Here is a 26,460-nt window from a genome sequence, read left to right as displayed (position 1 = left end):
CGAAACCGGCGGGCATGTTAGCGCCGCAAGGGTGAATCGGCTGCGCCGACCCGCGACGGGTGCGTCAGACCGGTTTCGCGCCCGGCGCCGGGATCCCCTCCAGCACCCGCAACGGCCGCCGCAGTCCCTTGGACCGGTCGGCTTTCAGCGGCTCGAACACCTGCTTGGACACCTCCACCAGGAACACCCCCCCGCCCAGCACCGCCGACAGGTTCTGCCCGGTTTTCTCGACCATCCGCGTGGATCGCAGCCAGAAACGCTTCTCGCTCGGCGGGGTGAAGAGCGCGCTGGCGTGGCGTTCGTTGACAAATCCGTGCTTGGTCAGTTGCGCCTCAAGTTGCCCGAGACTGTAGGGGCGGCCATACCCGAACGGCGTGCCGTCCTTGCGCGCCCAGAGCCCCGCGCGATTGGGCACGATGAACATCGCCCGCCCGCCCGGAGACAGCACCCGCCAGCATTCCTCCAGCAGATCCGTGGGGGTCTCGGACGTCTCCAGCCCATGCAGCAGCACCAGTTTGTCCACGCCGCCGGTCTCAAGCGGCCAGGAGCGTTCGTCGCACAGAACCGAGATATTCGGCATTCCCGCCGGCCAATGCATCACCCCCTGCGGCCCGGGCATCAGCCCGATCACGCGCCGCGCAGCGGTCAGGTAGGGTCGCAACAGCGGCACGGCGAAGCCGAAGCCGACCACGGTCTGCCCCTCGGCATCGGGCCAGTGATACAGCAACGCATCGCGGATCGCCCCCTGCGCCACGCGGCCGAGACGGGTGCGATAATAGAATTGCCGCAAATCCAGAACGTCGAGATGCACAGGCGCACTTTCAGTTGATCGCACAAGGGGTTCGGCCCGTCCGACGCCGCAGCGCCACTACACAATATGTACACTCTGGGCTGCGTTGCGAAAACCCACGCCCGCGCGTGCGCTGCGTGCGAAGTGTCGCGCGCTGGAACGCGATGCAGGGTGGCGCGCTCAAATTCTGCACAATTTTTAGGCACATCGTGCGGACTGGTTTATCTCCATCTGCCGGCCGCGCAACCGGCCCGCCCCCGCACACCGCGCGCAAAACGAAGGATTTCCAACGCTAAGCGCTGCTTTTGGAGCCCTTGCCGCGTTTTTCCGACCCGCCGAATGACGAGAATTGGCCTTTGGTCAGATGCCCTTATCGCCCGCGCGGACCCGCTTTGCTGAAAAAAGCCTTGAAGCGCGCCGAAGAACACCGAAGTTTAACCTATAAGGGAAATGGTTGTGACGTCCTCCCTCGCGTCCCGGCCCCAGTGAAAGGAGCCCCCGGTGCCTTCGTTTTCGAATACGCTAGAACAGGCCATCCACACCGCGCTCGCCCAGGCCAATGCGCGTCGTCATGAACTGGCGACGCTTGAGCATCTGCTTTTGGCGCTGATCGACGAGCCGGACGCGGCCAAGGTCATGAAAGCCTGCAATGTCGACCTGGACGCCCTGCGCCAGACCCTCGAGGCCTTCATCGAGGAAGATCTCGCAACACTCGCCACGGATGTTGAGGGATCCGAAGCCGTGCCCACCGCTGCGTTCCAGCGGGTGATCCAGCGCGCCGCGATCCATGTGCAGTCCTCGGGCCGCCAGGAAGTGACCGGCGCCAACGTGCTGGTCGCGATCTTCGCGGAGCGCGAGTCCAATGCCGCCTATTTCCTGCAGGAGCAGGACATGACCCGTTATGACGCGGTGAATTTCATCGCCCATGGCGTGGCCAAGAACCCCAGTTTCGGCGAATCCCGGCCCGTGTCGGGCGCGTCGGACATGGAAGAAGAGGCCAGCGCCAGCACCGATCAGGGCGGGGACGAGAAGGAGTCCGCGCTTGCCAAGTACTGCGTGGACCTGAACGCCAAGTCGCGCAAGGGTGACGTCGACCCGCTTATCGGGCGCGACAGCGAGGTGGAGCGCTGTATCCAGGTGTTGTGCCGTCGGCGCAAGAACAACCCTCTTCTGGTGGGCGATCCCGGCGTGGGAAAGACCGCCATCGCCGAGGGCCTGGCGCGCAAGATCGTGCAGGGCGAAACGCCCGAGGTGCTGCGCGGTGCCACAATCTACAGTCTGGACATGGGGGCGCTGCTGGCGGGCACCCGCTATCGTGGCGATTTCGAAGAGCGGTTGAAGGCCGTTGTTACCGAACTTGAAGACCACCCGGACGCGGTACTCTTCATCGACGAGATCCACACGGTGATCGGGGCCGGGGCAACATCCGGCGGGGCGATGGACGCCTCCAACCTGCTCAAGCCCGCGTTGCAGGGCGGCAAGTTGCGCTGCATGGGCTCGACCACCTACAAGGAGTTCCGTCAGCATTTCGAGAAGGATCGCGCGCTGAGCCGCCGGTTCCAGAAGATCGACGTGACCGAGCCCTCGGTCGAGGACACGGTGAAGATCCTCAAGGGCCTCAAGCCCTATTTCGAGGATCACCATGCGATCAAGTACACCTCCGACGCAATCAAGACCGCGGTGGAGCTGTCGGCGCGTTACATCAACGACCGGAAACTGCCGGACAAGGCCATCGACGTGATCGACGAGGCCGGGGCCGCGCAGCACCTGGTGGCCGAATCCAAGCGCCGCAAGACCATCGGCGCCAAGGAAATCGAGGCCGTGGTGGCCAAGATCGCCCGCATCCCGCCGAAAAACGTCTCCAAGGACGATGCGGAGGTGCTGAAGGATCTCGAGGTCTCGCTCAAGCGCGTGGTCTTCGGCCAGGACAATGCGATCGAGGCGCTCAGCTCCGCGATCAAGCTGGCCCGCGCGGGCCTGCGCGAGCCGGAAAAGCCCATCGGCAACTACCTCTTCGCGGGCCCCACGGGTGTCGGCAAGACCGAGGTGGCCAAACAGCTCTCCAGCACGCTGGGGGTGGAGCTTTTGCGGTTCGACATGTCGGAATACATGGAGAAACACGCGGTTTCGCGCCTGATCGGTGCACCTCCGGGCTATGTCGGGTTCGACCAGGGCGGTCTTCTGACCGACGGGGTCGACCAGCACCCCCATTGCGTGCTCCTGCTCGACGAGATCGAGAAGGCGCACCCGGATGTCTACAACATCCTGCTGCAGGTGATGGATCACGGCACGCTCACCGACCATAACGGGCGGACCGTGGATTTCCGTAACGTGATCCTGATCATGACCTCCAACGCGGGGGCCGCGGAACAGGCCAAGGCCGCCATCGGCTTCGGGCGCGACCGGCGCGAGGGCGAGGATACCGCCGCGATCGAGCGGACCTTCACGCCCGAGTTCCGCAACCGCCTGGACGCAGTGATCAGCTTCGCGCCGCTCGGCAAGGAGATCATCATGCAGGTCGTCGAAAAGTTCGTGCTCCAACTCGAAGCACAACTGCTGGACCGCAACGTCACCATCGAGCTGAGCGAGGAAGCGGCGACGCTGCTCGGCGACATGGGTTACGACGACAAGATGGGCGCCCGCCCCCTGGGCCGCGTGATCCAGGAGCAGATCAAGAAGCCGCTGGCGGAAGAGTTGCTCTTCGGCAAGCTGGCCAAGGGCGGCATCGTCAAGGTCGGCGTGAAGGACGGCAAGATCGATCTGCAGATCGCGCCGATCGGCGCACCCCGGATCTCCAGCAAGAAGCCCCCGCTTCTGACCGCGGACTGATCCCGGACCACAGCACCCTTAAACGCCCGGCCCCCGCGCCGGGCGTTTTCATTTCTCGGTGAACTTCAACTCGATTCGGCGGTTGAGCGCCCGGCCCTCCGGCGTATCCTCCAAGCTCACGGGCTGGTACTCGCCGAACCCGGTGGGCGCGAGCCGGTCAGGCGGGATGCCCTGGTCCTCAATCAGGAACCGCGCGACCGACAGCGCCCTGCCCTGGCTCAGTTCCCAGTTATCGGCGTATTTGCCGCCGCCCGTCACCGGCACGTTGTCGGTGTGCCCGTCCACACGCAGCACCCAGTCGATGCCTTCGGGGATGCGGTCCGCCACGCTGCGCAGGATGCCCGCGACCTTCGCAACCTCCGCCTGCCCCTGGGGCGAAAGCGCCACTTCGCCCGTGTCGAACAGCACCGAGGACGAGAACACGAACCGGTCGCCTTCGATCCGGACGCCCTCCTGACCGCCGAGCAGATCACGCAACTCGCCAAAAAACTCCGAGCGATAGCGCGCGAGATCCTGCGCCTCGGCCTCCAGCCGCCGCCGCTCGGCCTCCTCCAGGTCGGCGCGGGCGCGTTGTTCGGCGGCGACCCGGGCCAGGGCGGTGTTCAGCTCCGTCCCCAGCGCCTCGATCTGTACCTGCGCTTCGGCATCGCGCGCACTCGCCTCGTCAAGAAGCCCCTGCAGACTGTTGAGCTGGGTACGCAGGGCGGCGACCTGCTCGTTGAGCACGGCGACCCGGCGCGCGTCCTGCGCCGACTGGGCCTCCACCCGGCGCAACTGCTCCTGCGCCAGGCCCAGCAACAGCCGGTCGCGCTCGGCTTCGGTCAGCCGCTGATCCAACGTGTCGGCCTGTGCCCGCGCCTCCGCCAACTCGCCCGACAGCGCCTCGCGTGCGAGTTCCGCTGCGGCCAGCTTGGTCAGCGTATCCTCCGCCTCCTGCCGCCGCGCCTCCAGCGCCAGTGTCATGGCGGTCAGCTCCGCATCCGCGTCTTGCAGCCGCGCGCGCAGGGCCTCGGCCGCCGCCGCCTCCGCCAGGCGAGCCGCTTCGGCCTCCGACAGCGCGCCTTCGCTTTCGGCCAGCCGGGCGCGCAGGGCCTCCGCCGCGGCCAGTTCTTCGAGACGCGCCGCCTCGACCGCGTCGAGCTCGGCTGCCTGGTCCACGACCTGCGCGCGCAACTCTTCGAGCCGGGCCAGGCCTTCGAGACGGGCGAGCTCCGCCTGGTCGAGGGCGGCCTCCCGGTCCGCGAGGGTCGCTTCCAGGTCCGCGAGGTCCGCGCGCAGGCTGGCGTCGGTTTCTTCAGCCGCCGCCAGCTGCGCCATCAGGGTGCTCAGCCGGGTCTCCTGCGCCGCCGCGTCGTTGCGCAGATCCGCCACTAGCGCCTCCAGCGCGTCGGAGCGGGCGGCCGCGAGGCGGGCGGCCTCCTCCTGCGCGTCCACTTCCGTGCGCAGCCGCGCGAGCGCGAGGTTCAGCGCCTCCGCTTCGCTCAGGGCCACGTCGCGCGCGGCCTCCACCTGCGCCAGTTCCGCCGAAAGCGCATCGCGATCCGCGCCGGTCTCTGCCAGTTGCGCGCCGAGACTGCGATTGTCCGCCAGCAGGGCCGCCACCCGGTCCTCGAACCCCGAAATCCGCGCATCTCGCTCGGCGATCTCCGCCTCGGCGGTGGCGACCTGCGCGGTGAGCGTGGCGATCATCGTTTCCCGCGCCCGGGCCTGGGCTTCGGCATCGTCGAGCGTGGCTGACAAGGCGCCCACGGTCTCGGTCAGGGTCTCGGTCCGCTCCCGCTCCAACCCCAGCGCATCGGCGAGGTCCGACAGTTGCAGGCTCAGGCTGTCGAGCTCGTCATCCTTGACCTCGATCTGCTCGCTCAGCACCGATTGCATCACCATGAAGATCGTCAGCACGAAGAACAGCACCAGCAGCAGCGCCGTCATCGCATCGACGAAGCCGGGCCAGATATTGCCCGTCGCGCGCTGGTTGAAGCGTCGCACAAACGCCATCGGTCAGCGCTCTTCCGGGGGATCGCCCGGGCGGCGGGCCCGCTGGAACGCATCCTGGGGGTCGAAATCGTCGTGCAGGACAGTGCGCAGGGCCTCCGCCGCCACGGCCGCCGGGTCGCCCGCGCGCGCGGCCTGTTTCACCGTCATGTTCAGCGAGGCGAGATCGCCGCGCAATTCCGCCACGGTTTCCTGCCGTCCGGCGGACATCTCCTCGAAGATCCGCAGAAGCTGCACATCGATGCTGCGCAGGCGCATCCGGCTTTCGGCGTCGATGCCGCCCTCGCCCGCGGTGATCTGCTGCTCCAGCAGGTTGGCGATCCGTTCCTGGCCCGCGGCCACCCGTTCCAGCGCCTCGGTGGTCTGGTCGTTGCGCCCCAGCTGCGAGGTCAGCGCCGTGACCGACTGCGCCACCCCCACGAGGCGCTGGTCGAGCCGCGTGGCCCGTTCATCCGATTGCACGAACAGGTCCTGCAGCGACTCGATCTGCGCCACCATGTGATCGAGCACCTGGGCCACGATATCCATGTCGAACCCGCCGCCCTCGACCTCCGACGACGCGAACCCGACCTTGGTGATGGTCGACAGCCATTCCTCCAGCTCCCGGTAGAACCGGTTCTGGCCGTGGCCCACGAACAGCTCCAGAAGCCCCACCACCAGCGAGCCCGCAAGACCCAGCAGCGACGAGGCGAACGCAGTGCCCATCCCGCCCAGCTGCGCCTCCAGCCCGGTCATCAGGCGGGAAAACACCGCCACCCCGCCCTCGCCTTCGGACGGATCGAGGGAGCGGATCGTGTCGACCACCGCGGGCACCGTGGTGGCCAGCCCGTAGAACGTGCCGAGAAGGCCCAGAAAGATCAGAAGGTTGACGATGTAACGCGTGATGTCGCGCGCCTCGTCGATCCGGGTTGCCACGGAATCGAGGATGGACCGCGACGAGTTCGCGCTGAGCTGCATCCGCGCCTTGCGCGCGCCCAGCAGGTTCGCCAGCGTCCCCACCAGCCGCGGCGCGGTGTCCCGGGTGGCCGTCGGCACGTTGTTGGCGAACCCCTCGATCCAGCGCGTCGCCGCCGAAAGCTGGTAAAGCTGCGCCAGACAGGACATGAGCCCCACCACGAAGACCAGAACGATCACCCCGTTGAGATAGGGATTGGCAAGGAAGATCGGCGCGACCCGCGGATAGGCCACCCACCCCCCGATCCCCACCAGGACCAGGACGAGCAGCATCAGCAGAAGCTGCCGTGTGGGCCGACTGAAGGACGGTCGGGCCCGCATTGCCGGATTTTCCATTCTCTCTGCCTTCTTCACCTTATGGCGCTGCACGATAGGGGCTGCGGGCGATGTTGCAAAGTGCGCGTTTGCTGCACCGCCAAAAGCGGCTCAGACCGGGTCGGTCAACTCCCGCACACGCTCCGCCAGCCAGGCGAGATCCGGGTCATGCAGCCCGATCTCGCGCAGATGCGCCTCGGTATTCCACAGGTATTCGGTGTTCGGCCCGCGCCCGCCCACGGCGCGCGCGATGATGCGGGCCTGCTCCTCCAGGGCCAGGTCGCCGCAATACTGCACGTGATCGCGGTCCACCACATACGTGACCGCCCGCACCGCGCGCCCGTCATGGAGGGTCAGCTCGCTTGTGATCTCGAGATAGGCCGACGAGACCAGCTCCCGCTCTCGCAAATCCGCCATGGTCTGCGCCTCGGCCCCCGGCGCCACGCGGAAGGCGACGCCGTTGCAATGCCCCTGCCCCGCCGCGTCCAGCGCGAGGACCAGACCCGGATCAGTCTCGGTCCCGCGGTGGTGGATAGAGCGCATGCAGAACGACCGGTGCCAGCCGTCCAGCCGGGCGATCTGCTGCTCGGCGACGGGAAATTCCGGGTTCCAGATCAGCGATCCGTATCCGAAGACCCACAGGGGCGTGTTCATGCGCTGGTCCTCCGTTGCGCGCGCGGTTAAACATCAGCCCGTGCGCCGAGGAAAGGGAAAACCTGCATGAAATGGCTGCTTGGGATCACCGTGACCGCGGCGCTGGCCTGGTGTGCCTACTGGTATCTGGGCGCCTCCGCGCTGGAACGCAACCTGACCGCCTGGTTCGAGGACCGGCGCGCCGAGGGCTGGCAGGCGGAGTATTCCGACCTGTCCGTGCGCGGCTTTCCCAACCGGTTCGACACCGAACTGACCGACCCGGCCTTCGCGGACCCCGAGACCGGGCTGGCGTGGCAGGCGCCGTTCTTCCAACTTCTGGCGCTCAGCTATCAGCCGAACAAGGTGATCGCGGTCTTTCCCAACACCCAGGAGATCCTGACACCGTTCGGGCGCACGCAGCTCGACAGCACTCAGATGCGCGGATCGCTGCATCTCGGGGCGGCGGCGGGCATGCCCCTGCGCAGCGCGGTCTTCGTGGCCGACGCGCCGGAGTTCACCGCCGGGGAGGCCCGGCTGCGGGCGCAGACCCTGCGTCTGGCCATGCGCGAGACCGAGGGCACCGATCTGACCTATGACATCGGGCTCGAGGCGCTGAGCCTCGCCCCGCCCGTGGCCCTCAAACGGCGCCTCGATCCGGGTGATCTGCTGCCCCCCGCGCTGGAGACCTTGCGGCTCGACGCGGTGATCCGCTTCGACCGGGAATGGGATCTGCGCGCGCTCGAAGACCGCCGCCCGCAACCCACCGCCATCACCCTCAACGAGGCGCGCGCGGCCTGGGGGCCGCTGGGCCTGCGGGCGGCGGGTGCGCTCGACATCGACGCGCAAGGCCGCGGCACGGGGGAGATCACGATCAAGGCCACCAACTGGGAAGAGATCCTGCGTCTCGCCGAACGCTCCGGGCTGGTGCCGCCCGCGGTCCTGCCCCTGCTGGAGACCGGGTTGCGGGCGCTGGCGGGCCTGTCGGGGCCCGAGACCTCGATCGACGTGCCGCTGACCTTCCGCGACGGCCAGATGCGGTTGGGCTTTCTCAACCTGGGCCAGGGGCCGCGTTTCCGGCTGCGCTAGCGGCAGTAGGGGCCGCCCCGGTGGCGGGCCACGTCGAAATGGAAATGATCCCTGTGGAACCGGTCGCTTTCGGGGCCGAGCACGGTGCCGAAGGGCCCGCAGGCGCGCTTGTGCATCTGGCGCAACATCTTGCCGTAGCGGCGGTCGTTCCACCCCTTCTGCAAGGTCACCACGGTCCCGTCCTTCAGCACGATCGCCGAGATGTCGATCGCCTTGCCCTTGCCATGCTCCGAGATCTTCGCGCCGGGCTTATGGTTGCGGGTGCGGCAGCTGTAATGGGCCGCGACGCGCAGTTCCGCGACCCCGCCACCGGTGCGCCGCACGGATTTCTTGACGCCGGTATCCACCCATTTGCGCAGGGCCTCGGCGGTCTCGCAGGTCATGGTCGCCGCCGTGGACAGGCGCACGCCGGACACCTCGACCACCTGCACCGGATTGCGCACCCCGCATCCGGGCAATGTGCCGGGGATCGACGATGCCGTGCGTCCCAGGATCTTGCGGCTGCCGCAGATGCGACCGATTTTCGACGGCCCGCCCGGGGGACGGGTGACTTCGCGCGACACCTGGCGCGGCACGAACGCCCCCCGCGGCGCGGGATGGGGAGAGAGACGAAGTCCCCCCGCCTGACCCAGCGCAGGCTCGGTGGCGGTTTCGGGGGCCGCGCGGGGCGCGGGGGCAAGCCGCGCGCCCACCTGGGCAAGGATCAGGGCTTCGGCCCGCGGCGTTGGATGGGGCGAACGGTCGAGCGCGGCCGCGGGCGAGGCGAGCGCAAGCACCAGCGCCCCCAGCATCCCGATCCGCGCCGCCCTCATTCGGCGCGCGCCTTGGCCTTCGACGCCACCGCGCGCCCGAAATCCGGCGCGTCCGTGTCCTGGCCCGCGTCGATGATGCCCCGCCGGATCGCGCGGGTCCGGGTGAAATAGTCGTGCAGGTGGTCGCCATCCTCGGTGCGGATCGCGCGCTGCAGCGCGAACAATTCCTCGGTGAACCGACCGAGGATTTCCAGCGTCGCGGCTTTGTTGCTCAGGAACACGTCGCGCCACATGGTCGGGTCCGAGGCCGCGATCCGGGTGAAGTCCCGAAACCCCGCCGCCGAATACTTGATGACCTCGCTGTCGGTCACCCGACGCAGGTCGTCGGCCACACCGACCATCGTATAGGCGATGAGATGTGGCGCGTGGCTGGTGACCGCGAGCACCAGGTCGTGATGCTCGGCGTCCATCACGTCCACATTGCTGCCCAGCCCCTCCCAGTACCGGGTGAGGCGCGCGACCTCGGCGGGGTCGGACCCTTCGACCGGCACCAGGAGGCACCAGCGGTTGTCGAAAAGCTCCGCAAAGCCCGACCGGGGCCCGGAATGCTCGGTCCCCGCAACCGGATGCCCGGCGATGAAATGCACGCCTTCGGGAATATGGGGGGCGACCGCCTCGATCACCGCGGCCTTGACCGAGCCCACATCGGTGACCACCGCGCCCGGTTTCAGCCCCGGCGCGATCTCGGCGGCGACCGCGCCCATGACGCCCACGGGCACGCAGAGCACCACGAGATCGGCGTCGCGGGCGGCCTCCAGCGCGCTGTCGCAGACCTCGTCCACCAGGTTGATTTCCCGGGCGATTTTCCGGGTCTCCGCACTGCGGGCATAGCCGGTGATGGTCTCGGCGAGGCCTGCCCGGCGCATGCCGTGGGCCATGGACCCCGCGATGAGGCCCAGGCCGATCAGGGCGACCTTCGGGTAGATCACGGCGCTCATGCCGCCTGCGCCTTGAAGGCGGCGACGGCGTCCACGAGCGCGCGGCAGCCTTCCGCGTCGCCCACGGTCATGCGCAGGGCGGCGGGCAGCTTGTAGCCCGAGACGCGCCGGACGATGATCCCGCGCGCCTTGAGAAAGTCGTCGCAGGCGCCTGCCTCCTCCGGGCTGGCGAAACGGGCCAGCACGAAATTGGCCGAGGAGGTATCCGAGGGGATGCCGAGGGCGGCCAGTTCGCTGGCCAGCCAGCCGCGCCATTTGGCGTTCTCGGCGCGGCAGGTCTCGGTATAGGCGCGGTCCCGCACGGCCGCCTCCGCCGCCGCCAGCGCCCCTGTCGACAGGTTGAACGGCCCCCGCACGCGGTTGAGCACATCAATGACGTGGCGCGGCCCGTAGCCCCAGCCGACGCGCAGGGCACCCAGCCCGTAAATCTTTGAAAACGTTCGGGTCATCACCACGTTCTCGCGGCTCTCGACCAGCGCCTTTCCGGCGTCGTAATCCGGCACATATTCCGCGTAAGCCCCGTCCAGAACCAGCAAGCACCCCTCCGGCAACCCGTCCGCGAGACGGGCCAAGGCGTTGCCACCGATCATGGTGCCGGTGGGGTTGTTGGGGTTGGCGATGAACACCAGCCGGGTGCGGTCGGTCACCCCGGCGAGGATCGCGTCCACATCCGTCACGCGCTCCCGTTCCGGCACTTCGACGGGGGTGCCGCCGGCGGCCAGGGTGCTGATGCGGTACATGGCAAAGCCGTGTTCGGTATGGATCACCTCGTCACCCGGCCCGACATAGGCCTGGCACAGGAACGCGATGATCTCGTCCGACCCGGCGCCGCAGATTATCCGTTCGGGATCAAGGCCATAGACCTCGGCGATTGCACCGCGCAGGCCCGCGTGATCGGTGGAGGGATAGCGGTGCAACTCCCCCGCAGCCGCCTTGTAGGCGGCGATCGCGGCGGGGCTGGGGCCCAGCGGATTCTCGTTCGAGCTGAGCTTGATGACGGTGTCGAGACCGTCCACTTTCGACGCCCCACCCTCGTAGAGCGCGATGTCCATGATGCCGGGCTGGGGGGTGATCTGGGTCATGTCGGCCTCGCGTCGGACAAGTGTCGGGCATGTGTCGGGCAAATTGTCTGACAATCCGCTCCCTCCTACCGCGCCAGGGTGTTCTGCAGCGCCCAGGGCTCGTCGAGCGCGAGGTCCTCCGGAAACGGGCTGTCGCGGTCGGTGAGCGGCGTCCAGTCGGTGTAATGCCCCTCGACCGGGCCGAGATAGGGCAACTGCACCTCCAGGCAGCGGGCATGGTCCATCTCGTCGGTCTCGACGATGCCCGCGCGCGGGTTTTCCAGCGCCCAGACCATGCCCGCGAGCACGGCGGAAGTCACCTGCAGCCCGGTAGCGTTCTGGTCCGGCGCGAGCGACCTGGTTTCCTCGTTGGACAGGCGCGAGCCATACCACAGCGCGTTCTTCGCGTGCCCGTAGAGCAGCACGCCCAACTCGTCGATCCCGTCGGTGATCTCGTCCACATCCATGATGTGGTGCTCTGTCTGGATCTCGCCCGAGCCGAACATCTCGTGCAGCGACAGCACCGCGTCGTCGCAGGGATGGTAGGCATAATGGCAGGTCGGCCGGAACTCGGGGTGATCCCCCGCGCCCACGGTGTAGTAATCGGCAATCGAGATCGCCTCGTTATGGGTCACGAGAAAGCCGAATTGCGGCCCGCGCGTCGGGCACCAGCTGCGCACCCGGGTGTCGGCGCCGGGCTGTTCGAGCCAGATCGCCGCCTTGCAGCCGGTCTCGTGGCGATGGGCGTTCTCGGGCATCCAGGGCTCGAACGTGCCCCAACCCATTTCCGACGGCTGGTAGCCTTCGGCGATGAACCCCTCGACCGACCAGGTGTTCACGAAGACCATGTGCGGCTTGGGCTCGGCGCGAACCTGCGTGTCGCGCTCGGCGATATGGACGCCCTTGACGCCCAGATCGCGCATCAGTGCGGCCCAGCCCTCGCGGGTGCTCGGGGCCTGGGTCCCGTGGCCCAGATCCTCGGCCAGCTTCATCAGCCCGGCCTTGACGAACCAGGACACCATGCCCGGGTTGGCTCCGCAGCAGGACACGGCGGTGGTCCCGCCGGGGTTCGCGGCCTTCTCGTCCCGCACCGCCTGGCGCAGGGCGTAGTTGGTGCGCGCGGAGTTGTCGGCGGTCTCGAAATACCAGCCGGCCCAGGGTTCGACCACGGTGTCGATGTAAAGTACCCCGATCTCGCGACAGTGCTTCATCAGGTCGAGCGAGGAGGTATCCACCGACAGGTTCACGCAGAACCCCTTGCCGTCGGGAAAGAGCGCGCTCAGCTCGTCGCGGTAATTCTCGGGCGTCAGGGCCAGCTGCTTGCAGGGAATGCCCCGGGACCTGAGCAATTCCACCCGCTCCGGCTTGGGCTCCACCACCAGGAGCTGGTCCCGGTCGAAGTCGAAATGCCGCTCGATCAGCGGCAGCGTCCCCCGCCCGATGGAGCCGTAGCCGATCATCACCAGCGGGCCGTCGATGCGGCCGTAAATCGGATAATCGGTCATGGGGGCTCTCCTGCTTCGGTCTGTTGGCGGACGCAAAAAGGGCCGCGCGGGGGTCGCGCGGCCCTTGAGGCAATTATGCGCGAACGGTTTAGTTCTGTGCGTAGTATTCGATCACGAGGTTCGGTTCCATCATCACCGGATAGGGCACATCTGCAAGGCCCGGTGTGCGGACGAAGGTCGCTTTCATCTTGTTGTGGTCGGCGTCGACATAGTCGGGCACATCGCGCTCGGGCAGCTGCGTCGCCTCGAGCAGGGCGGCCATTTGGCGGGACTTCTCGCGCACCTCGACGACGTCGCCTTCCTTGACCCGGTAGGAGGGGATGTTCACCCGCTCGCCGTTCACGAGGACATGGCCGTGGTTCACGAACTGGCGTGCGGCGAAGATCGTGGCGACGAACTTGGCGCGATAGACCACCGCGTCGAGGCGACGCTCCAGCAGGCCGATCAGGTTCTCACCGGTGTCGCCCTTGACCCGCTCGGCCTCGGCATAGATGCGGCGGAACTGCTTTTCGGTCAAGTCGCCGTAATACCCCTTGAGCTTCTGCTTGGCGCGCAGCTGGAGGCCGAAGTCGGACATCTTCTGCTTGCGGCGCTGGCCGTGCTGGCCGGGGCCGTATTCGCGGCGGTTCACCGGGGATTTCGGACGGCCCCAGATGTTTTCGCCCATGCGGCGGTCGATCTTGTACTTGGCAGACGTGCGTTTTGTCACGGCTGGTCTCCTTCAGTTTATGTTTTGCCCCTTCAACTTGACCGAAAACCGGTTCCCACTTTTCGGGTTGAAGGGCGCGGATGCCGACCAACCGTTGAATGCGAACCGCGGCCAAACTGGAGCGGCAATGTGAAGGGCGTTGTCCTCTGGAATGATCCGGTTGCCCGGGTCCCGACAGGCATCCCCTCGCGGGGGCCACCAACACCAATGAGTGCGCGCTTATACGCAGGGCCGTGGGGGAGTCAACGGCAACCGGGGGCTGCGGCGAAAAATGTCGTCCCCGGGGCGGGCAGGGCGCAAGGCGATTGCAATCGCCTTGTCAAGCGCCTTGCAAGGCGCTTGGTCGCCGCGGATCGGTCAGCCGCACTTGGAGAAGCCGCAATCGGTGCAGGTGTTGCAGCCCTCGATCATGCGCAGGGCATGGCTGCCGCAGTTCGCGCAGGCCGGGCCGCGCGGCGCCTCGCCCACGGCCATCACCTCGGCCTGGGGGTCGGTCTTCAGGCCCATCCCCTCGCCTTCGAGAAACCCCGTGGCGATCATGTGCCGCTCGATCACCCCGCCGATGGCCGCGAGGATGGAGGGGACATACTTGCCTTCCATCCAGGCGCCGCCGCGCGGGTCGAACACGGCCTTGAGCTCTTCGACCACGAAGGACACGTCGCCCCCGCGCCGGAACACCGCCGAGATCATCCGTGTCAGGGCCACGGTCCAGGCGAAATGCTCCATGTTCTTGGAGTTGATGAACACCTCGAAGGGGCGGCGGTGGCCGTTGATGATCACGTCGTTGATGGTGATGTAGATCGCGTGGTCCGTCAGCGGCCATTTGAGCTTGTAGGTCTGCCCCTCCAGTGCCTTGGGCCGGTCGAGCGGCTCGGAGATATAGACCACGTCGCCGTCGAGGCGCGCCTCGGAGACCGGCTTGACCTCGCCCTTTTCCGCCTCGCTGTCCTTGGTGGCGCTGTCCGACACGCTCAGCACCGAGCCCGTCACGGCATTCGGGCGGTAGGTCGTGCAGCCCTTGCAGCCCTGGTCCCAGGCGGCCATGTAGACGTCCTTGAAGTCGTCGAAGCTGATATCCTCGGGGCAGTTGATCGTCTTGGAGATCGACGAATCCACCCATTTCTGCGCCGCCGCCTGCATCCGGACATGGTCCTGCGGGGCCAGGGTCTGGGCGTTGACGAAGTGGTCTGGCAGGTCCGCATCGCCGAACTTCTCGCGCCAGAGCTGGACGGCATAATCCACCACCTCTTCCTCGGTACGCGAGCCGTCCTTTTGCAGCACTTTGCGGGTGTAGCTGTAGGCAAAGACCGGCTCGATCCCCGAGGACACGTTGCCGGCATAGAGGCTGATCGTGCCGGTGGGCGCGATCGAGGTCAGCAGGGCGTTGCGGATCCCGTGCTCGGCAATCGCAGCGCGCACGTCCGCGTCCATCGCCTGCATCGTGCCTGACTGCAGATAGGCGTCGGCGTCGAAGAGCGGAAAGGCACCCTTTTCGGTCGCCAGTTGCACCGACGCCAGGTATGCGGCGCAGGCGATCCGGTGCAACCAGCGCTCGGTCTGACGCGCCGCCTCCGCCGATCCATAGCGCAGCCCCACCATCAACAGCGCATCGGCCAGCCCCGTGACCCCCAGCCCGATCCGGCGCTTGGCGCGGGCCTCGGCGGCCTGCGCCTCCAGCGGGAAGCGGGAGGCATCGACCACGTTGTCCATCATCCGCACGGCGGTGACGACCAGCTCCTCCAGCGCGTCTTCGTCCAACGCGGCGCCCTCCCCGAACGGGTCCGCGATCAGCCGGGCGAGGTTCACCGAGCCCAGCAGGCAGGCGCCATAGGGCGGCAGCGGCTGCTCGCCGCAGGGGTTCGTCGCCGCGATGGTCTCGCAATAGCTCAGGTTGTTGGCCGCATTGATCCGGTCGATGAAGATCACCCCGGGCTCGGCATACTCGAAGGTCGCCTTCATGATCTTGTTCCACAGGTCGCGGGCCTCGACCGTGTGATAGACCTTGCCGTCGAACACCAGGTCCCAGGAGCCGTCGGCCTTCACCGCCTCCATGAACGCATCCGTGACCAGCACCGAGACGTTGAACATCCGCAGCCGCGCCGGATCGGACTTGGCGGCGATGAACGCCTCGATATCCGGGTGGTCGCAGCGCATGGTGGCCATCATCGCCCCGCGCCGCGAGCCCGCGGACATGATCGTCCGGCACATGGCGTCCCAGACATCCATGAAGGACAGCGGCCCCGAAGCATCCGCCGCCACGCCCTTGACCGCCGCGCCCTTGGGCCGGATGGTCGAGAAGTCATAGCCGATGCCGCCGCCCTGCTGCATGGTCAGGGCGGCCTCTTTCAGCCCCTCGAAAATCCCGCCCATGTCGTCCGGCACCGTGCCCATGACGAAACAGTTGAACAGGGTGACCGACCGCTCGGTCCCCGCGCCGGCGGTGATCCGGCCCGCGGGCAGGAACTTGAAATCCTCCAGGGCGGCGTAGAATTTCGGCTCCCACGCGTCCGGATCGGCCTCCACCGCGGCGAGCGCCCGGGCGATCCGGCGCCAGCTGTCCTCGACCGTCACGTCGATGGGCGTCCCATCCGCCTCCTTGAAGCGGTATTTCATGTCCCAGATCGTCTCCGAGATCGGCGCGGAAAAGCGTGTCATGGCAGCGATTCTTTCTGATGAACGGCCTTTTACAATAGCCCAGAGACCACAAAATACACAACAGGTTGCAGATGCCGCCGATCAAACTACGATATGCAGGGTGGACGGAGACGCCCCCTGTGGACGACTCTGGGGATAAGTGTCGTGGCAACCGGGGACAAGCCTGTGGACAAGACGGTACATCTGATCAAGCTCTGCGTCGGGGCGGAGAAGGTCGAGGATCTGACCGACTGGCAGGCCTCGCCCCGCGCCAAAGGCCCCGACGGGTTGCCCCGGCATGTCACCCGGATGTGGCCCAAACGCGAGGCGGAGGTTCTCAACGGCGGCTCGATCTACTGGGTGTTCAAGGGCATCGTTCTGGCGCGCCAGCGGATCCTGCGGCTGGACGAGGTCACCGGCGGCGACGGCATCCGCCGCTGCAGCATCGTTCTGGACCCGAAGGTGCACCGCACCGAAGCCGCGCCCAAGCGCCCGTTCCAGGGCTGGCGCTACCTGCCGCCCGAGGATGCCCCGGCGGACCTGTCCAGTGCGCAGCGCCGCGAAGAGACCCTGCCCCCGACACTGAAACTGGCGCTGGCTGAGATCGGCGTGCGCTGACCGGGCGACTGGCAAGGCAATTCGAATTGCCTTGGAGCCGGCGCTGCGGCCGAAGCTGTTGCGCACAGACCCCAAGGATCATCCGGCAGGCTCGGGCCCGATTTCAAGACCGACCCGGCGTAGCTCGGCCTGCGCTGCCGGTGCCGCTGGCAAGGCAATTCGAATTGCCTTGGCCCAGCCCGACGGCTGCGCCGCGGGACGGTCCGGGGCGCTCAGCCCGCGTGCCGGTCCCAGCGGGCGAGCGCGGCGCGCGCAGGCCCAATATCGCCGATCTCCCGCGCCACCCAGTCCGCGTCGTGATAGGTGTCGAAATACCGCTCCCCGGCGTCGCACATCACCGTGACGATCGAGCCTTCGGTGCCTGCCACCTGCATCCGGTCCGCAATCTGCAGTGCGCCCCAGAGGTTCGTGCCCGTGGACCCGCCCACCTTGCGCCCGATCCGGTCCGACAGCCACAGGGCGGTGGCGACGCTGGCGGTATCGGGCACCTGCAGCATGGTGTCGATCACGTCGGGCTGAAAGGATTTCTCCACGATGGGTCGCCCGATCCCCTCGATCCGGCTGGAGCAGGCCCGGCTGAGCGTGGCATCCCCGCTCATGTAGCTGTCGTAGAACACCGAGTTCTCGGGATCGACCACCACCAACTGCGTCTCGAAGCCGCGGTAGCGGATGTAGCGCCCCAGGGTGGCCGAGGTCCCGCCGGTGCCCGCGCTCATCACCAGGGCGGCGGGGATGGGGAAGCGTTCGCGCGCCATCTGGCGAAAGATGCTCTCGGCGATGTTGTTGTTGCCGCGCCAGTCCGTCGCCCGTTCGGCATAGAGGAACTGGTCCATGAAGTAGCCGCCGGTCTCTGCGGCGAGTGTGGTGGCGGCGGCGTGCATCTCGGGCGCGCTGTCGACGAAATGGCAGGTGCCGCCGAAGCGCGTGATCTCGGCGATCTTGCTGCGCGCGGTCCTGCGCGGCATCACCGCGATGAAGGGCAGGCCGAGCATCTGGGCGAAGTAGGCCTCGGACACCGCGGTGCTGCCGGAGGAGGCCTCGATCACCGGGCGGCCTGCGCACAGCTGGCCGTTGCAGAGCGCATAGAGGAACAGGGATCGCGCCAGCCGGTGTTTCAGGCTGCCGGTGGGATGGGTGCTCTCGTCCTTGAGGTAGAGGTCCACGCCGCGCAGCCCGGGCAGCTCGAGCTTGAACAGGTGGGTGTCGGCGGAGCGCTGGACATCCGCTTCGAGCTTGCGGACGGCCTCGGCGACCCAGTCGCGGGTACTGGCGGCGGCGCTCAGCTGCATGCGATGTGATCCGCGCCCTCGGCGGCGACCAAGGCCGTTGCAACGGCCTTGCCAAGCGCCTTGCAAGGCGCTTCACCCAACGGAGACATTGTCGATCAGGCGGGCCCCGCCGAGTTGGGCGGCAACGAAGATCCGCGCCGTGCCGGGGTCCGGGGTTTCTGCCGGCGTCAGCGTCGTGGCGTCCCGGCATTCGAGGTAGTCGATCCGGGTGAATCCCTTGTCCAGCAGGCCGCGCGCCGCCGCCTCGCACACGCCGGTCGCCCCGTGACCCGCCGCGACCCGTGCGGCCGCGTCGCGGATGGTGCGGTAGAGGATCGGCGCGATCTCGCGCTCCGCCTCGGTCAGATAGGCGTTGCGCGAGCTGAGCGCGAGCCCGTCCTCGGCCCGCACCGTGGGGATGCCGACGATCTCGGTCGGGAAGTTCAGGTCGCGCACCATTTGCCGGACCACGGCGAGTTGCTGCCAGTCCTTCTGGCCGAAATAGGCGCGATCCGCCTGGCCCAGGTTCAGCAGCTTCGCCACCACCTGCGTCACCCCGTCGAAATGCCCGGGCCGCGCGGCACCGCAGAGCGGCGCGGTCAGGCCCGCGACCTTCACCGTGGTGCCGAAGCCTGCAGGATACATCACGTCGCGGGTGGGGGCGAAGACCACGTCCACCCCGAGCTCACGCAGCATCTGCAGATCCGCGTCGAACGTGTCGGGATAGGCGTCGAGATCCTCTGTCGGCCCGAATTGCGTCGGGTTCACGAAGATCGTCGCGATCACCTTGCCGCATTCCTCCCGCGCCGCGCGCGCCAGGGCCATGTGCCCATCGTGGAGCGCGCCCATGGTCGGCACCAGGCCCACGGTCTCGCCCGCGCGGCGCCACATCCCCTGCAGCATCCGCAGGGAGGCCACATCCCGCATCACATCCGTCATTGGAACACTCCGTCCGTCGCGTCGTCCCGCCCCATGGCCGCCCCCAGAGCCCGCATCGCGGCGCGCGCCGTGGGGTCCCAGTCGGCCATGCGCGAGGCAAACAGGGTGGCCTGGGATTTCAGGACAGGCTCCCCCTTCAATATCTTGAGGTGATTGGCGCGCAAGGTCTCCCCCGTCGAAGTGATGTCGGCGATCGCCTCGGCGGTCAGGTTGGCGACCGTGCCCTCGGTGGCGCCCTGGCTGTCGACCAGCTGGTAATCGGCGACGCCATGGGCGCTCAGGTGGCTGTGGACCAGGCGGTGGTACTTGGTGGCGATGCGCAAACGAAAGCCGTGATTGGCGCGGAACTGGGCCGCGACGGCGTCGAGATCGTCCAGCGTTTCCACGTCGATCCAGCATTTCGGCACCGCGAGGATCAGGTCCGCATGACCGAATCCCAGGGGCGCGATGCTGCGGACCTGGCGCATCCAGTCGGGCAGCTTTTCCTGCACCAGATCGGTGCCGGTCACGCCGAGATGGATGCGTCCGGCGGCGAGCTCGCGCGGGATCTCGCCCGCCGACAGGAGCACCAGCGCCACGCCGTCGACCCCGTCGACCGAGCCGGCATATTCCCGCTCCGAGCCCGTGCGCTGCAGGGTGATGCCGTGCCTGCCGAACCAGTCGAACGTCTTGTCCATCAGCCGCCCCTTGGACGGCACGCCGAGCTTGAGGGTCATGTCCGGGCCTCCTCCAGCTGCGCCAGCAGGCCCGGGCGGATCACGCCGCCCACCGCCGGGATCGCACGGCCCTGGCCCAGCACCGCCGTCAGCGCGTCGTAGCGCCCGCCCGAAGCGACGGGGGCCATGTGGGGGCGCGCGCGGGCGAAGATGCCGAAGACGAAGCCGTCGTAGTATTCCAGCGACGCGCGCCCGTAGGTGCCGTCGAATTCCAGGGTTTCGGGCGTCTGTCCGAGGGCCGCCAGCGCGTCCAGCCGCGCCTCCAGCCCGTCGAGCGCGGGGGTCAGCTCGGGGATGTCCACCGCGAGATCGCGCAGCCGCTCCAGCGCCATGGGCGCGGATTCGCGCAGGCGGGAGATATCCTCCAGCACCGCGACCTCCGCCGCCGGGATCGGCGGGGCGGCCAGGTCGGCCTGCAGGGTTTCGACCCGGGCCAGCACCTCCGCCGGGCTGCGCAGGCCCATGTCTGGCCCATGCGCGGCCAGTACCTCAGCCACGCCCCGGTCGGCCACGGCCCTGGCCAGCGCGCGTCGCCCTTCGGGCACGGGCAGTCGCCCGCCGAACCGGTCGAGCAGCGCCCGGAACCGTCGGGGACGCCAGATGTGGCGGCGCAGGGCGGCCTTGCGTTCGTCGGTGGTGGACAGCCCCGAGATCGCCGCGCGCAGGATCGCGATGTCACCGATCACCGGCCGGGTCGGGATCGCGCCGAACTGGGCGCGCAGCAGGGCGAAGACCTCCGCATCGGCGGCCGCGGGGTCAGCGCCGTCGAAAACCTCGTAGCCCACTTGCAGGAACTCGCGCGGGCGCTCGACCCCGGCCTCCTGCTTGCGGAAGACCTCCCCGGCATAGGCGTAGCGCGCAGGCTCCGCCCCGCCCGCCATGTGCATCTGCACCACGGGGACGGTGAAATCCGGGCGCAGCATCTGTTCGCCGCGCACCGGGTCGGCGGTGACATAGGCGCGGTGGCGGATGGTCTCGCCGTAGAGGTCGAGCAGGGTTTCGGCCGGCTGGAGGATGTCGGTCTCCACGGGCACTGCCCCCGCGTCCTGGAAGGCCGCGAAGAGGCGCGCGGCCACGGCGCGATCCCGTTGGGAAATGGTCACGGCTCAGGCCCCGCGCGCGAGAATGGCCTGCACCTCGGCCACAAGGTCGGCCACGGGAACCTCCCGTTGGGCCGGTTGCGATTTCCATTCATCGAGGCTGGCGCTTTCTGCGATCTGCGCACCGAGCACGAGGTCCTTGATCTGGACCACGCCGCGGGCGGCCTCGTCACTGCCCTGGATGACGGCCACGGGGGCGGCGCGCTTGTCCGCGTATTTGAGCTGGTTGCCGAAATTCTTGGGGTTCCCGAGGTAGAGCTCGGCCCGGATGCCCGCGCCGCGCAGGGTGCCGACCATGGCCTGGTAGTCGGCGATCCGTTCGCGGTCCATGACGGTGACGATCACGGGCCCGGGGGCCGCCGCCTGGGCCTGTCCCTTGGCGCGCAGGGCCGCGAGCAGCCGGTCGACGCCGATGGAGACCCCCGTCGCCGGCACCGCCTGCCCGGTGAAGCGCTTGACCAGGTCGTCATAGCGCCCGCCACCCGCGACGGAGCCGAATTGCACGGTCTGGCCCTTGTCGTTCTGGACCTCGAAGGTCAGTTCCGCCTCGAAGACCGGACCGGTGTAGTAGCCCAGCCCGCGCACGACGGAGGGGTCGATGACGATGCGATCGGGGCCGAAGCCCTGGGCCTCCAGCAGTTTGGCCATTGTCTGCAACTCGGCGACCCCGTCAGTGCCCGCCTGCGATCCCACGACCAGATCGGCCAGCGCGGCGCAGGTCTCGGCCCCGCTCTCGCCCTTGGCGGCCATGAAGGCCATGATGCGCTCGGCCTGCGCGTCGCTCAGACCCGCGCCGTCGGTGAAATCGCCGCTCTCGTCCTTGCGGCCCGTCCCGAGCAGAGCACGCACGCCCTCCGGCCCGAGCCGGTCGAGCTTGTCGATGGCGCGCAGCACGATGCCACGCGCGGTCGCGTTCTCGTCACCGGCAAGGCCCGCGGCCTCCATCACGCCATTGAGCACCTTGCGGTTGTTGATCCGCACGATGTAATCGCCGCGGGGGATCCCCACGGCCTCTAGCGCGGTGGCGAGCATCGCGCAGACCTCGGCATCGGCGGCCACGCTGGGCGCGCCCACGGTGTCCGCATCGCATTGATAGAACTGCCGGAACCGGCCCGGGCCGGGTTTCTCGTTGCGCCAGACAGGACCCATGGCGTAGCGCCGATAGGGGCTGGGCAGGTCGTTGCGGTACTGGGCGGCGACCCGGGCGAGCGGCGCGGTCAGGTCGTAGCGCAGCGCCAGCCAATCGGCGTCGTCTTCCTGCCAGGCAAAGACGCCTTCGTTGGGCCGGTCCACGTCCGGCAGGAACTTGCCCAGCGCCTCGACCGTCTCGACGGCGGAGGTTTCCAGCGGATCGAACCCGTACAGGTGATACACCTCAGCGATCTTGTCGAGCATGGCCTTGCGTTCGGTCACCTCAGCGCCGAAATAGTCGCGAAAGCCCTTGGGCGTCTGGGCCTTGGGGCGCGGGGTCTTCTTGGGCTTGGCCATTCTCGGGTCCCTCGGATCTGGTGGGGCTGCGTTTAGCGGAGGCGGGCCGAGGGAGCAAGGCGGGCACGGACCCGCAGAGGAGGACGCCATGACACAGCACGATACCGCCAGGCTGGAAGAGAAGCTGGCCCATCTGGAAAAGACCGTGGACGAGTTGTCCGAGGTGGTGGCGGGCCAGGCCAGGCAGATCGATCGGATGGAGCTGCAACTGCGCCGGTTGCGCGACCAGAGTGCCGCGCGGGAGGCCGAGGGCACCGGCGGCGTGATCCTCGCCGACGAACGCCCACCGCATTACTGAACCCACCGAAAACAAGAATGCCCCGCCCTGTTGGACGAGGCATCCCTCAAGTCACGGCCATCGGCGTCCCCGCCTGTACCGTGACCTGAGTGTGGAACGATTCCGGTTGCTCAAGTCTTAAAATATCCCCGCCGGAGGCTCCGGCCGCAGGACGGATCGGCCTAGCGCAGCTGGGCCGAAGAAGCGGTTTCCAAACCGCTTTGCCCCGGCTGGGCGCGGCACGCCCTCACATCTCCTCGACCAGCGCGACACCGGCGAGGCTCTTGAGCGCGCCCTTGATCTGCGGGTTCACGGGCAGGGCCTCGCCGAGCAGGACGTCGACCTCGCCCGGCAGGTCGGGATCGATCAGGGCCAGGGTGACCGGGCCGCGGGTACGGACGCTCGGGTCTTCGGCCATCCGGCCCAAAAGCCCCGCGATATTGGGCAGGGCGGCCTCGGCCTCCACGAAGACGCGCAGGCCCATCATCGCGCCGCGCGCATCGGCCACCGCGTCGTCGATGGGGGCGGCGGACCGGCAGAGCAGCTTCAGCTGATCCGCCTCCAGGGTCGCTTCGACCTGCATCACCACGTTCTTGCCGGTCTCCAGGTGATCGCGGACCTTCTCCAGCGTATCGGAGAACACCGTCACCTCGTAGAGCCCCGTGGGATCCGAGGCCTGCACGAAGGCGAACCGGTTGCCGCGGGCCGATTTCCGCTCCTGCCGGCCTGCGATGGTGCCCGCGATCTTGGCCACGGCGGCGCCGGTTTCCACCTTGCGCGCGAGGGCTTCGAGCGTGACGACGCCCTTGCGTTTCAGCGCGCCCATGTAGTCGTCCAGCGGGTGCCCCGAGAGATAGAAGCCGATCGCCTTGTGTTCTTCGGCCAGCCGTTCGGCGGGCAGCCAGTCGTCGCAGGGCAGGATGCGCGGTTCGGGCAGATCCTCTCCCGCCTCCCCGAAGAGCGAGACCTGGGCCGAGGCGCGTTGTTCGTGGATCGCGGCCGAGTAGGCCACGAGGCCGTCGAGGCTCTGGAACACGCGGCGGCGGTTCGGGTCGAGCTGGTCGAAGGCCCCGGCACGCGCCAGCATTTCCAGCGGGCGCTTGCCGACCCGTTTCAGGTCAACCCGCCGCGCCAGGTCAAAAAGCGTCGCGAAGGGTTTGTCGCCGCGCCCGGTCACCACCAGTTCCATCGCGTCGGCTCCGACGTTCTTAAGCGCGCCGAGCCCGTAGACCAGCTTGCCCTCGGCCACGGAGAAGCTCGCGCGCGAGCGGTTGACGCAGGGCGGGATGATCTCAAGCCCCAGGCCGCGCCGGACCTCTTCGGCATAGACGGCCAGCTTGTCGGTCAGGTGGATATCGCAGTTCATCACCCCGGCCATGAACTCCACCGGGTGGTTCGCCTTCAGCCAGGCGGTCTGGTAGCTGACCACCGCATAGGCTGCCGCGTGGGACTTGTTGAAGCCGTAATTGGCGAACTTGTCCAGAAGGTGCCAGACCTCCAGCGCCTTGTCCTTGTCGACGCCGTTCTCGGCCGCCCCGGCGAGGAACTTGGGCCGCTCGGCATCCATCGCCTCCTGGATCTTCTTGCCCATGGCCCGGCGCAGCATGTCCGCGCCGCCCAGGGAATAGCCCGCCATCTCCTGAGCGATCTGCATCACCTGTTCCTGGTAGACGATGATGCCCTGGGTCTCGTCGAGGATGTGATCCACGGTCGGATGGAGCAGGTCGCGCTCCGACAGGCCGTTCTTGACCTCGCAATACTTGGGGATGTTCTCCATCGGGCCGGGTCGATAGAGCGCCACGAGCGCGATGATGTCCTCGATGCAGGTGGGTTTCATCCGGCGCAGGGCGTCCATCATGCCCGTGCTTTCCACCTGGAACACGGCGACGGTCTTGGCCGAGGCATAAAGTTTGTAGGACGCCTCGTCATCCAGCGGGATCGCGTTGATGTCGTTCTCGGTGCCCGGCGCGGGAGAATACAATTCAGTGCCGTCGGCGGCCACATGCAGGTCGCGCCCGGTGGCGCGGATCAGCTTCACCGCGTTCTCGATCACGGTCAGGGTTTTCAGCCCGAGGAAGTCGAACTTCACCAGCCCCGCCTGTTCCACCCATTTCATGTTGAACTGGGTGGCGGGCATGTCCGAGCGCGGATCCTGGTAGAGCGGCACGAGCTTGTCGAGCGGCCGGTCGCCGATCACCACCCCGGCGGCGTGGGTGGAGGCGTTGCGCAAGAGCCCCTCGACCTGCATGCCGTATTTCAGCAGCCGATCGACGACCTCCTCGGCTTTCGCCTCCTCGGCCAGGCGCGGCTCGTCCTTCAGCGCCTTCTCGATCGAGACGGGCTTGACGCCCTCGACCGGGATCATCTTCGACAGCCGGTCCACCTGCCCGTAGGGCATCTGCAGAACCCGGCCGACGTCGCGCACGGCGGCCTTGGACAGAAGCGCGCCGAAGGTGATGATCTGGCCCACCTTGTCGCGGCCGTATTTCTCCTGGACGTAGTGGATCACCTCTTCGCGGCGATCCATGCAGAAGTCGATGTCGAAATCGGGCATCGAGATCCGCTCCGGGTTCAGGAACCGCTCGAACAGCAGCGAGTAGCGCAGCGGGTCGAGATCGGTGATCGTCAGCGCATAGGCCACAAGGCTGCCCGCGCCGGAGCCGCGCCCGGGCCCCACGGGAATGCCGCGATCCTTGGCCCATTTGATGAAGTCGGCCACGATGAGGAAATAGCCGGGAAACCCCATCCCCTCGATGATATCGAGCTCGAATTCCAGCCGCTTTTCATACTCTTCCACCGGGGCCGCGTGGGGGATCACCGCGAGCCGCGCCTTGAGCCCTTCGCGGGACTGGCGGCGCAGTTCCTCGACCTCGTCCTCGGCGAAGCGTGGCAGGATCGGGTCGCGCTTGTAGGCCTTGAAGGCGCAACGGCGCGCGATCTCGATGGTATTCTCCAACGCCTCGGGCAGGTCCGCGAACAGCGTCGCCATCTCGGTCTGGGACTTGAAGTAATGCTGATCGGTCAGGCGGCGGCGCGGGGCCTGCTGGTCGACATAAGCGCCCTCGGCGATGCAGATCAGGGCATCATGGGCCTCGTACATCCCCGGATCGGGGAAATAGACGTCATTGGTCGCCACCAGCGGCAGGTTCATATCGTAGGCCAGATCGAGGAACCCCGGCTCGGTCTCGGCGCAGAGCGGATCGCCCGGGTGGCGGTGCAACTCCACATAGAGCCGGTCGCCGAAGATCTCGGCCAGGCGCGCCATCAGGGCCTGTGCCTTGGGCCTTTGGCCTGCCGACAGGAACCGCCCCACCGGGCCGCGCGGCCCGCCCGTCAGGCAGATCAGGTCGCTGCCATTGGCGGCGAGTTCCTCCACCGTGACTTGGGGCAGCTGGCCGCCCTTGTCCACATAAAGACAGGTGTTGAGCGCCATGAGGTTCTCGTAGCCCGCCTCGGTCTGGGCCAGCAGGACAACGGGCGCAGGCGCGCGCGGACGCTCGCCCGGGGCGGCCGGGTCGAACGCGACATCCACCTGGCAGCCGATGATCGGCTGGATGCCGGCCTTGGACAGAGCCTCCGACGCCTCCAGGGCGGCGAACATGTTGTTGGTGTCGGTGATCGCAATCGCGGGCATCTCGGCCGCGGCGACGAGATCGGGCAGCTTTTTCAGCCGCATGGCCCCTTCGAGCAGGGAGTATTCGGTGTGCAGGCGGAGATGGATGAATCGGGGGGGCTGGGTCATGCCGCGACCCTAGCGCGACATCTGGTGGCCCGCCAAGAGCCTGCCGCGAGATAT

General features: G+C 67.8%; 20 protein-coding genes. 4 read left to right on the top strand and 16 right to left on the bottom strand.

The genetic code is table 11. From position 1 onward, the window contains the following. Positions 1 to 64 precede the first annotated feature (64 nt). Positions 65 to 811 (bottom strand): class I SAM-dependent methyltransferase, encoded by a 747-nt coding sequence (locus PVW48_RS09035; RefSeq protein WP_274581099.1) that lies wholly within the window; start codon positions 809 to 811, stop codon positions 65 to 67. A gap of 480 nt (positions 812 to 1,291) precedes the next feature. Here PVW48_RS09035 and clpA point away from each other — a divergent pair, with 480 nt between their 5' ends. Then, positions 1,292 to 3,619 (top strand): ATP-dependent Clp protease ATP-binding subunit ClpA, encoded by a 2,328-nt coding sequence (clpA, locus tag PVW48_RS09030; RefSeq protein ID WP_012179600.1) that lies wholly within the window; start codon positions 1,292 to 1,294, stop codon positions 3,617 to 3,619. Between the two features lie 48 nt (positions 3,620 to 3,667). Here the strand turns inward: clpA and PVW48_RS09025 are convergent, their stop codons facing one another. From PVW48_RS09025 to PVW48_RS09015, 3 genes are all read right to left on the bottom strand, one after another. Next, the gene (locus PVW48_RS09025; protein WP_274581098.1) at positions 3,668 to 5,614 is read right to left on the bottom strand and encodes a peptidoglycan -binding protein; all 1,947 of its coding nucleotides are present in this window, start codon (positions 5,612 to 5,614) and stop codon (positions 3,668 to 3,670) included. 3 nt (positions 5,615 to 5,617) lie between these two features. Then, positions 5,618 to 6,901 carry a hypothetical protein gene (locus PVW48_RS09020; RefSeq protein ID WP_012179602.1) on the bottom strand — a complete coding sequence of 428 codons (1,284 nt, stop codon included), beginning with the start codon at positions 6,899 to 6,901 and terminating at the stop codon, positions 5,618 to 5,620. A 90-nt stretch (positions 6,902 to 6,991) separates the two neighbouring features. Continuing rightward, a complete protein-coding gene (locus PVW48_RS09015) occupies positions 6,992 to 7,534 on the bottom strand; it encodes a gamma-glutamylcyclotransferase (protein WP_274581097.1) in 543 nt (180 codons plus the stop codon). Positions 7,535 to 7,600: 66 nt separating this feature from the next. Between PVW48_RS09015 and PVW48_RS09010 the strand changes: the two genes are divergently transcribed. Beyond that, on the top strand, positions 7,601 to 8,599 hold the full coding sequence (locus PVW48_RS09010) for a DUF2125 domain-containing protein (RefSeq protein ID WP_274581096.1): 999 nt from the start codon (positions 7,601 to 7,603) through the stop codon (positions 8,597 to 8,599). Here the strand turns inward: PVW48_RS09010 and PVW48_RS09005 are convergent. The 6 genes from PVW48_RS09005 to PVW48_RS08980 all read right to left on the bottom strand — a co-directional run bounded on the left by PVW48_RS09005 (position 8,596) and on the right by PVW48_RS08980 (position 16,279). Continuing rightward, entirely contained in the window at positions 8,596 to 9,411 is an 816-nt protein-coding gene (locus PVW48_RS09005) for an extensin-like domain-containing protein (protein WP_274581095.1), read from the bottom strand. The two genes, PVW48_RS09010 and PVW48_RS09005, sit on opposite strands and share 4 nt — an antisense overlap. Then, a complete protein-coding gene (locus PVW48_RS09000; RefSeq protein WP_274581094.1) occupies positions 9,408 to 10,349 on the bottom strand; it encodes a prephenate/arogenate dehydrogenase family protein in 942 nt (313 codons plus the stop codon). Before PVW48_RS09000 ends, PVW48_RS09005 begins: the two co-directional genes overlap by 4 nt. After that, complete coding sequence (hisC, locus tag PVW48_RS08995; RefSeq protein ID WP_012179607.1) at positions 10,346 to 11,431, bottom strand: histidinol-phosphate transaminase; 1,086 nt, start codon at positions 11,429 to 11,431, stop codon at positions 10,346 to 10,348. The genes PVW48_RS09000 and hisC overlap by 4 nt, the downstream gene beginning before the upstream one ends. Positions 11,432 to 11,496: 65 nt before the next feature. Beyond that, positions 11,497 to 12,915 (bottom strand): homospermidine synthase, encoded by a 1,419-nt coding sequence (locus tag PVW48_RS08990; protein ID WP_274581093.1) that lies wholly within the window; start codon positions 12,913 to 12,915, stop codon positions 11,497 to 11,499. Between the two features lie 88 nt (positions 12,916 to 13,003). Next, positions 13,004 to 13,624, bottom strand: a complete 621-nt coding sequence (rpsD, locus tag PVW48_RS08985) for a 30S ribosomal protein S4 (RefSeq protein ID WP_274581092.1) — start codon at positions 13,622 to 13,624, stop codon at positions 13,004 to 13,006. A gap of 357 nt (positions 13,625 to 13,981) precedes the next feature. Beyond that, positions 13,982 to 16,279, bottom strand: coding sequence for an adenosylcobalamin-dependent ribonucleoside-diphosphate reductase (locus PVW48_RS08980; protein WP_274581091.1), 2,298 nt, complete (start codon positions 16,277 to 16,279; stop codon positions 13,982 to 13,984). Positions 16,280 to 16,444: 165 nt separating this feature from the next. Here PVW48_RS08980 and PVW48_RS08975 point away from each other — a divergent pair, with 165 nt between their 5' ends. Further along, positions 16,445 to 16,876 (top strand): DUF1489 family protein, encoded by a 432-nt coding sequence (locus PVW48_RS08975; RefSeq protein ID WP_274581090.1) that lies wholly within the window; start codon positions 16,445 to 16,447, stop codon positions 16,874 to 16,876. Between the two features lie 212 nt (positions 16,877 to 17,088). On the opposite strand, the gene PVW48_RS08970 is transcribed toward PVW48_RS08975, so the two are convergent. From PVW48_RS08970 to hisS, 5 genes are all read right to left on the bottom strand, one after another. Beyond that, the gene (locus PVW48_RS08970) at positions 17,089 to 18,165 is read right to left on the bottom strand and encodes a PLP-dependent cysteine synthase family protein (protein ID WP_274581089.1); all 1,077 of its coding nucleotides are present in this window, start codon (positions 18,163 to 18,165) and stop codon (positions 17,089 to 17,091) included. Between the two features lie 72 nt (positions 18,166 to 18,237). Further along, positions 18,238 to 19,083 carry a pantoate--beta-alanine ligase gene (panC, locus tag PVW48_RS08965; RefSeq protein ID WP_274581088.1) on the bottom strand — a complete coding sequence of 282 codons (846 nt, stop codon included), beginning with the start codon at positions 19,081 to 19,083 and terminating at the stop codon, positions 18,238 to 18,240. Beyond that, entirely contained in the window at positions 19,080 to 19,799 is a 720-nt protein-coding gene (gene hisG / locus PVW48_RS08960) for an ATP phosphoribosyltransferase (protein WP_012179614.1), read from the bottom strand. Before hisG ends, panC begins: the two co-directional genes overlap by 4 nt. Beyond that, on the bottom strand, positions 19,796 to 20,902 hold the full coding sequence (locus tag PVW48_RS08955; RefSeq protein ID WP_274581087.1) for an ATP phosphoribosyltransferase regulatory subunit: 1,107 nt from the start codon (positions 20,900 to 20,902) through the stop codon (positions 19,796 to 19,798). Before PVW48_RS08955 ends, hisG begins: the two co-directional genes overlap by 4 nt. Positions 20,903 to 20,905: 3 nt before the next feature. After that, positions 20,906 to 22,387 carry a histidine--tRNA ligase gene (gene hisS / locus PVW48_RS08950; protein WP_274581086.1) on the bottom strand — a complete coding sequence of 494 codons (1,482 nt, stop codon included), beginning with the start codon at positions 22,385 to 22,387 and terminating at the stop codon, positions 20,906 to 20,908. Positions 22,388 to 22,475: 88 nt separating this feature from the next. Here hisS and PVW48_RS08945 point away from each other — a divergent pair, with 88 nt between their 5' ends. Continuing rightward, entirely contained in the window at positions 22,476 to 22,685 is a 210-nt protein-coding gene (locus PVW48_RS08945; protein ID WP_012179617.1) for a SlyX family protein, read from the top strand. Positions 22,686 to 22,911: 226 nt separating this feature from the next. On the opposite strand, the gene dnaE is transcribed toward PVW48_RS08945, so the two are convergent. After that, on the bottom strand, positions 22,912 to 26,406 hold the full coding sequence (gene dnaE, locus PVW48_RS08940) for a DNA polymerase III subunit alpha (RefSeq protein ID WP_274581085.1): 3,495 nt from the start codon (positions 26,404 to 26,406) through the stop codon (positions 22,912 to 22,914). Positions 26,407 to 26,460: the final 54 nt, after the last annotated feature.

Source organism: Dinoroseobacter sp. PD6 (genome assembly GCF_028807315.1).
In the GTDB taxonomy this organism is placed as follows: domain Bacteria; phylum Pseudomonadota; class Alphaproteobacteria; order Rhodobacterales; family Rhodobacteraceae; genus Dinoroseobacter; species Dinoroseobacter shibae.
This window is presented reverse-complemented; position numbering and strand designations above follow the sequence as displayed.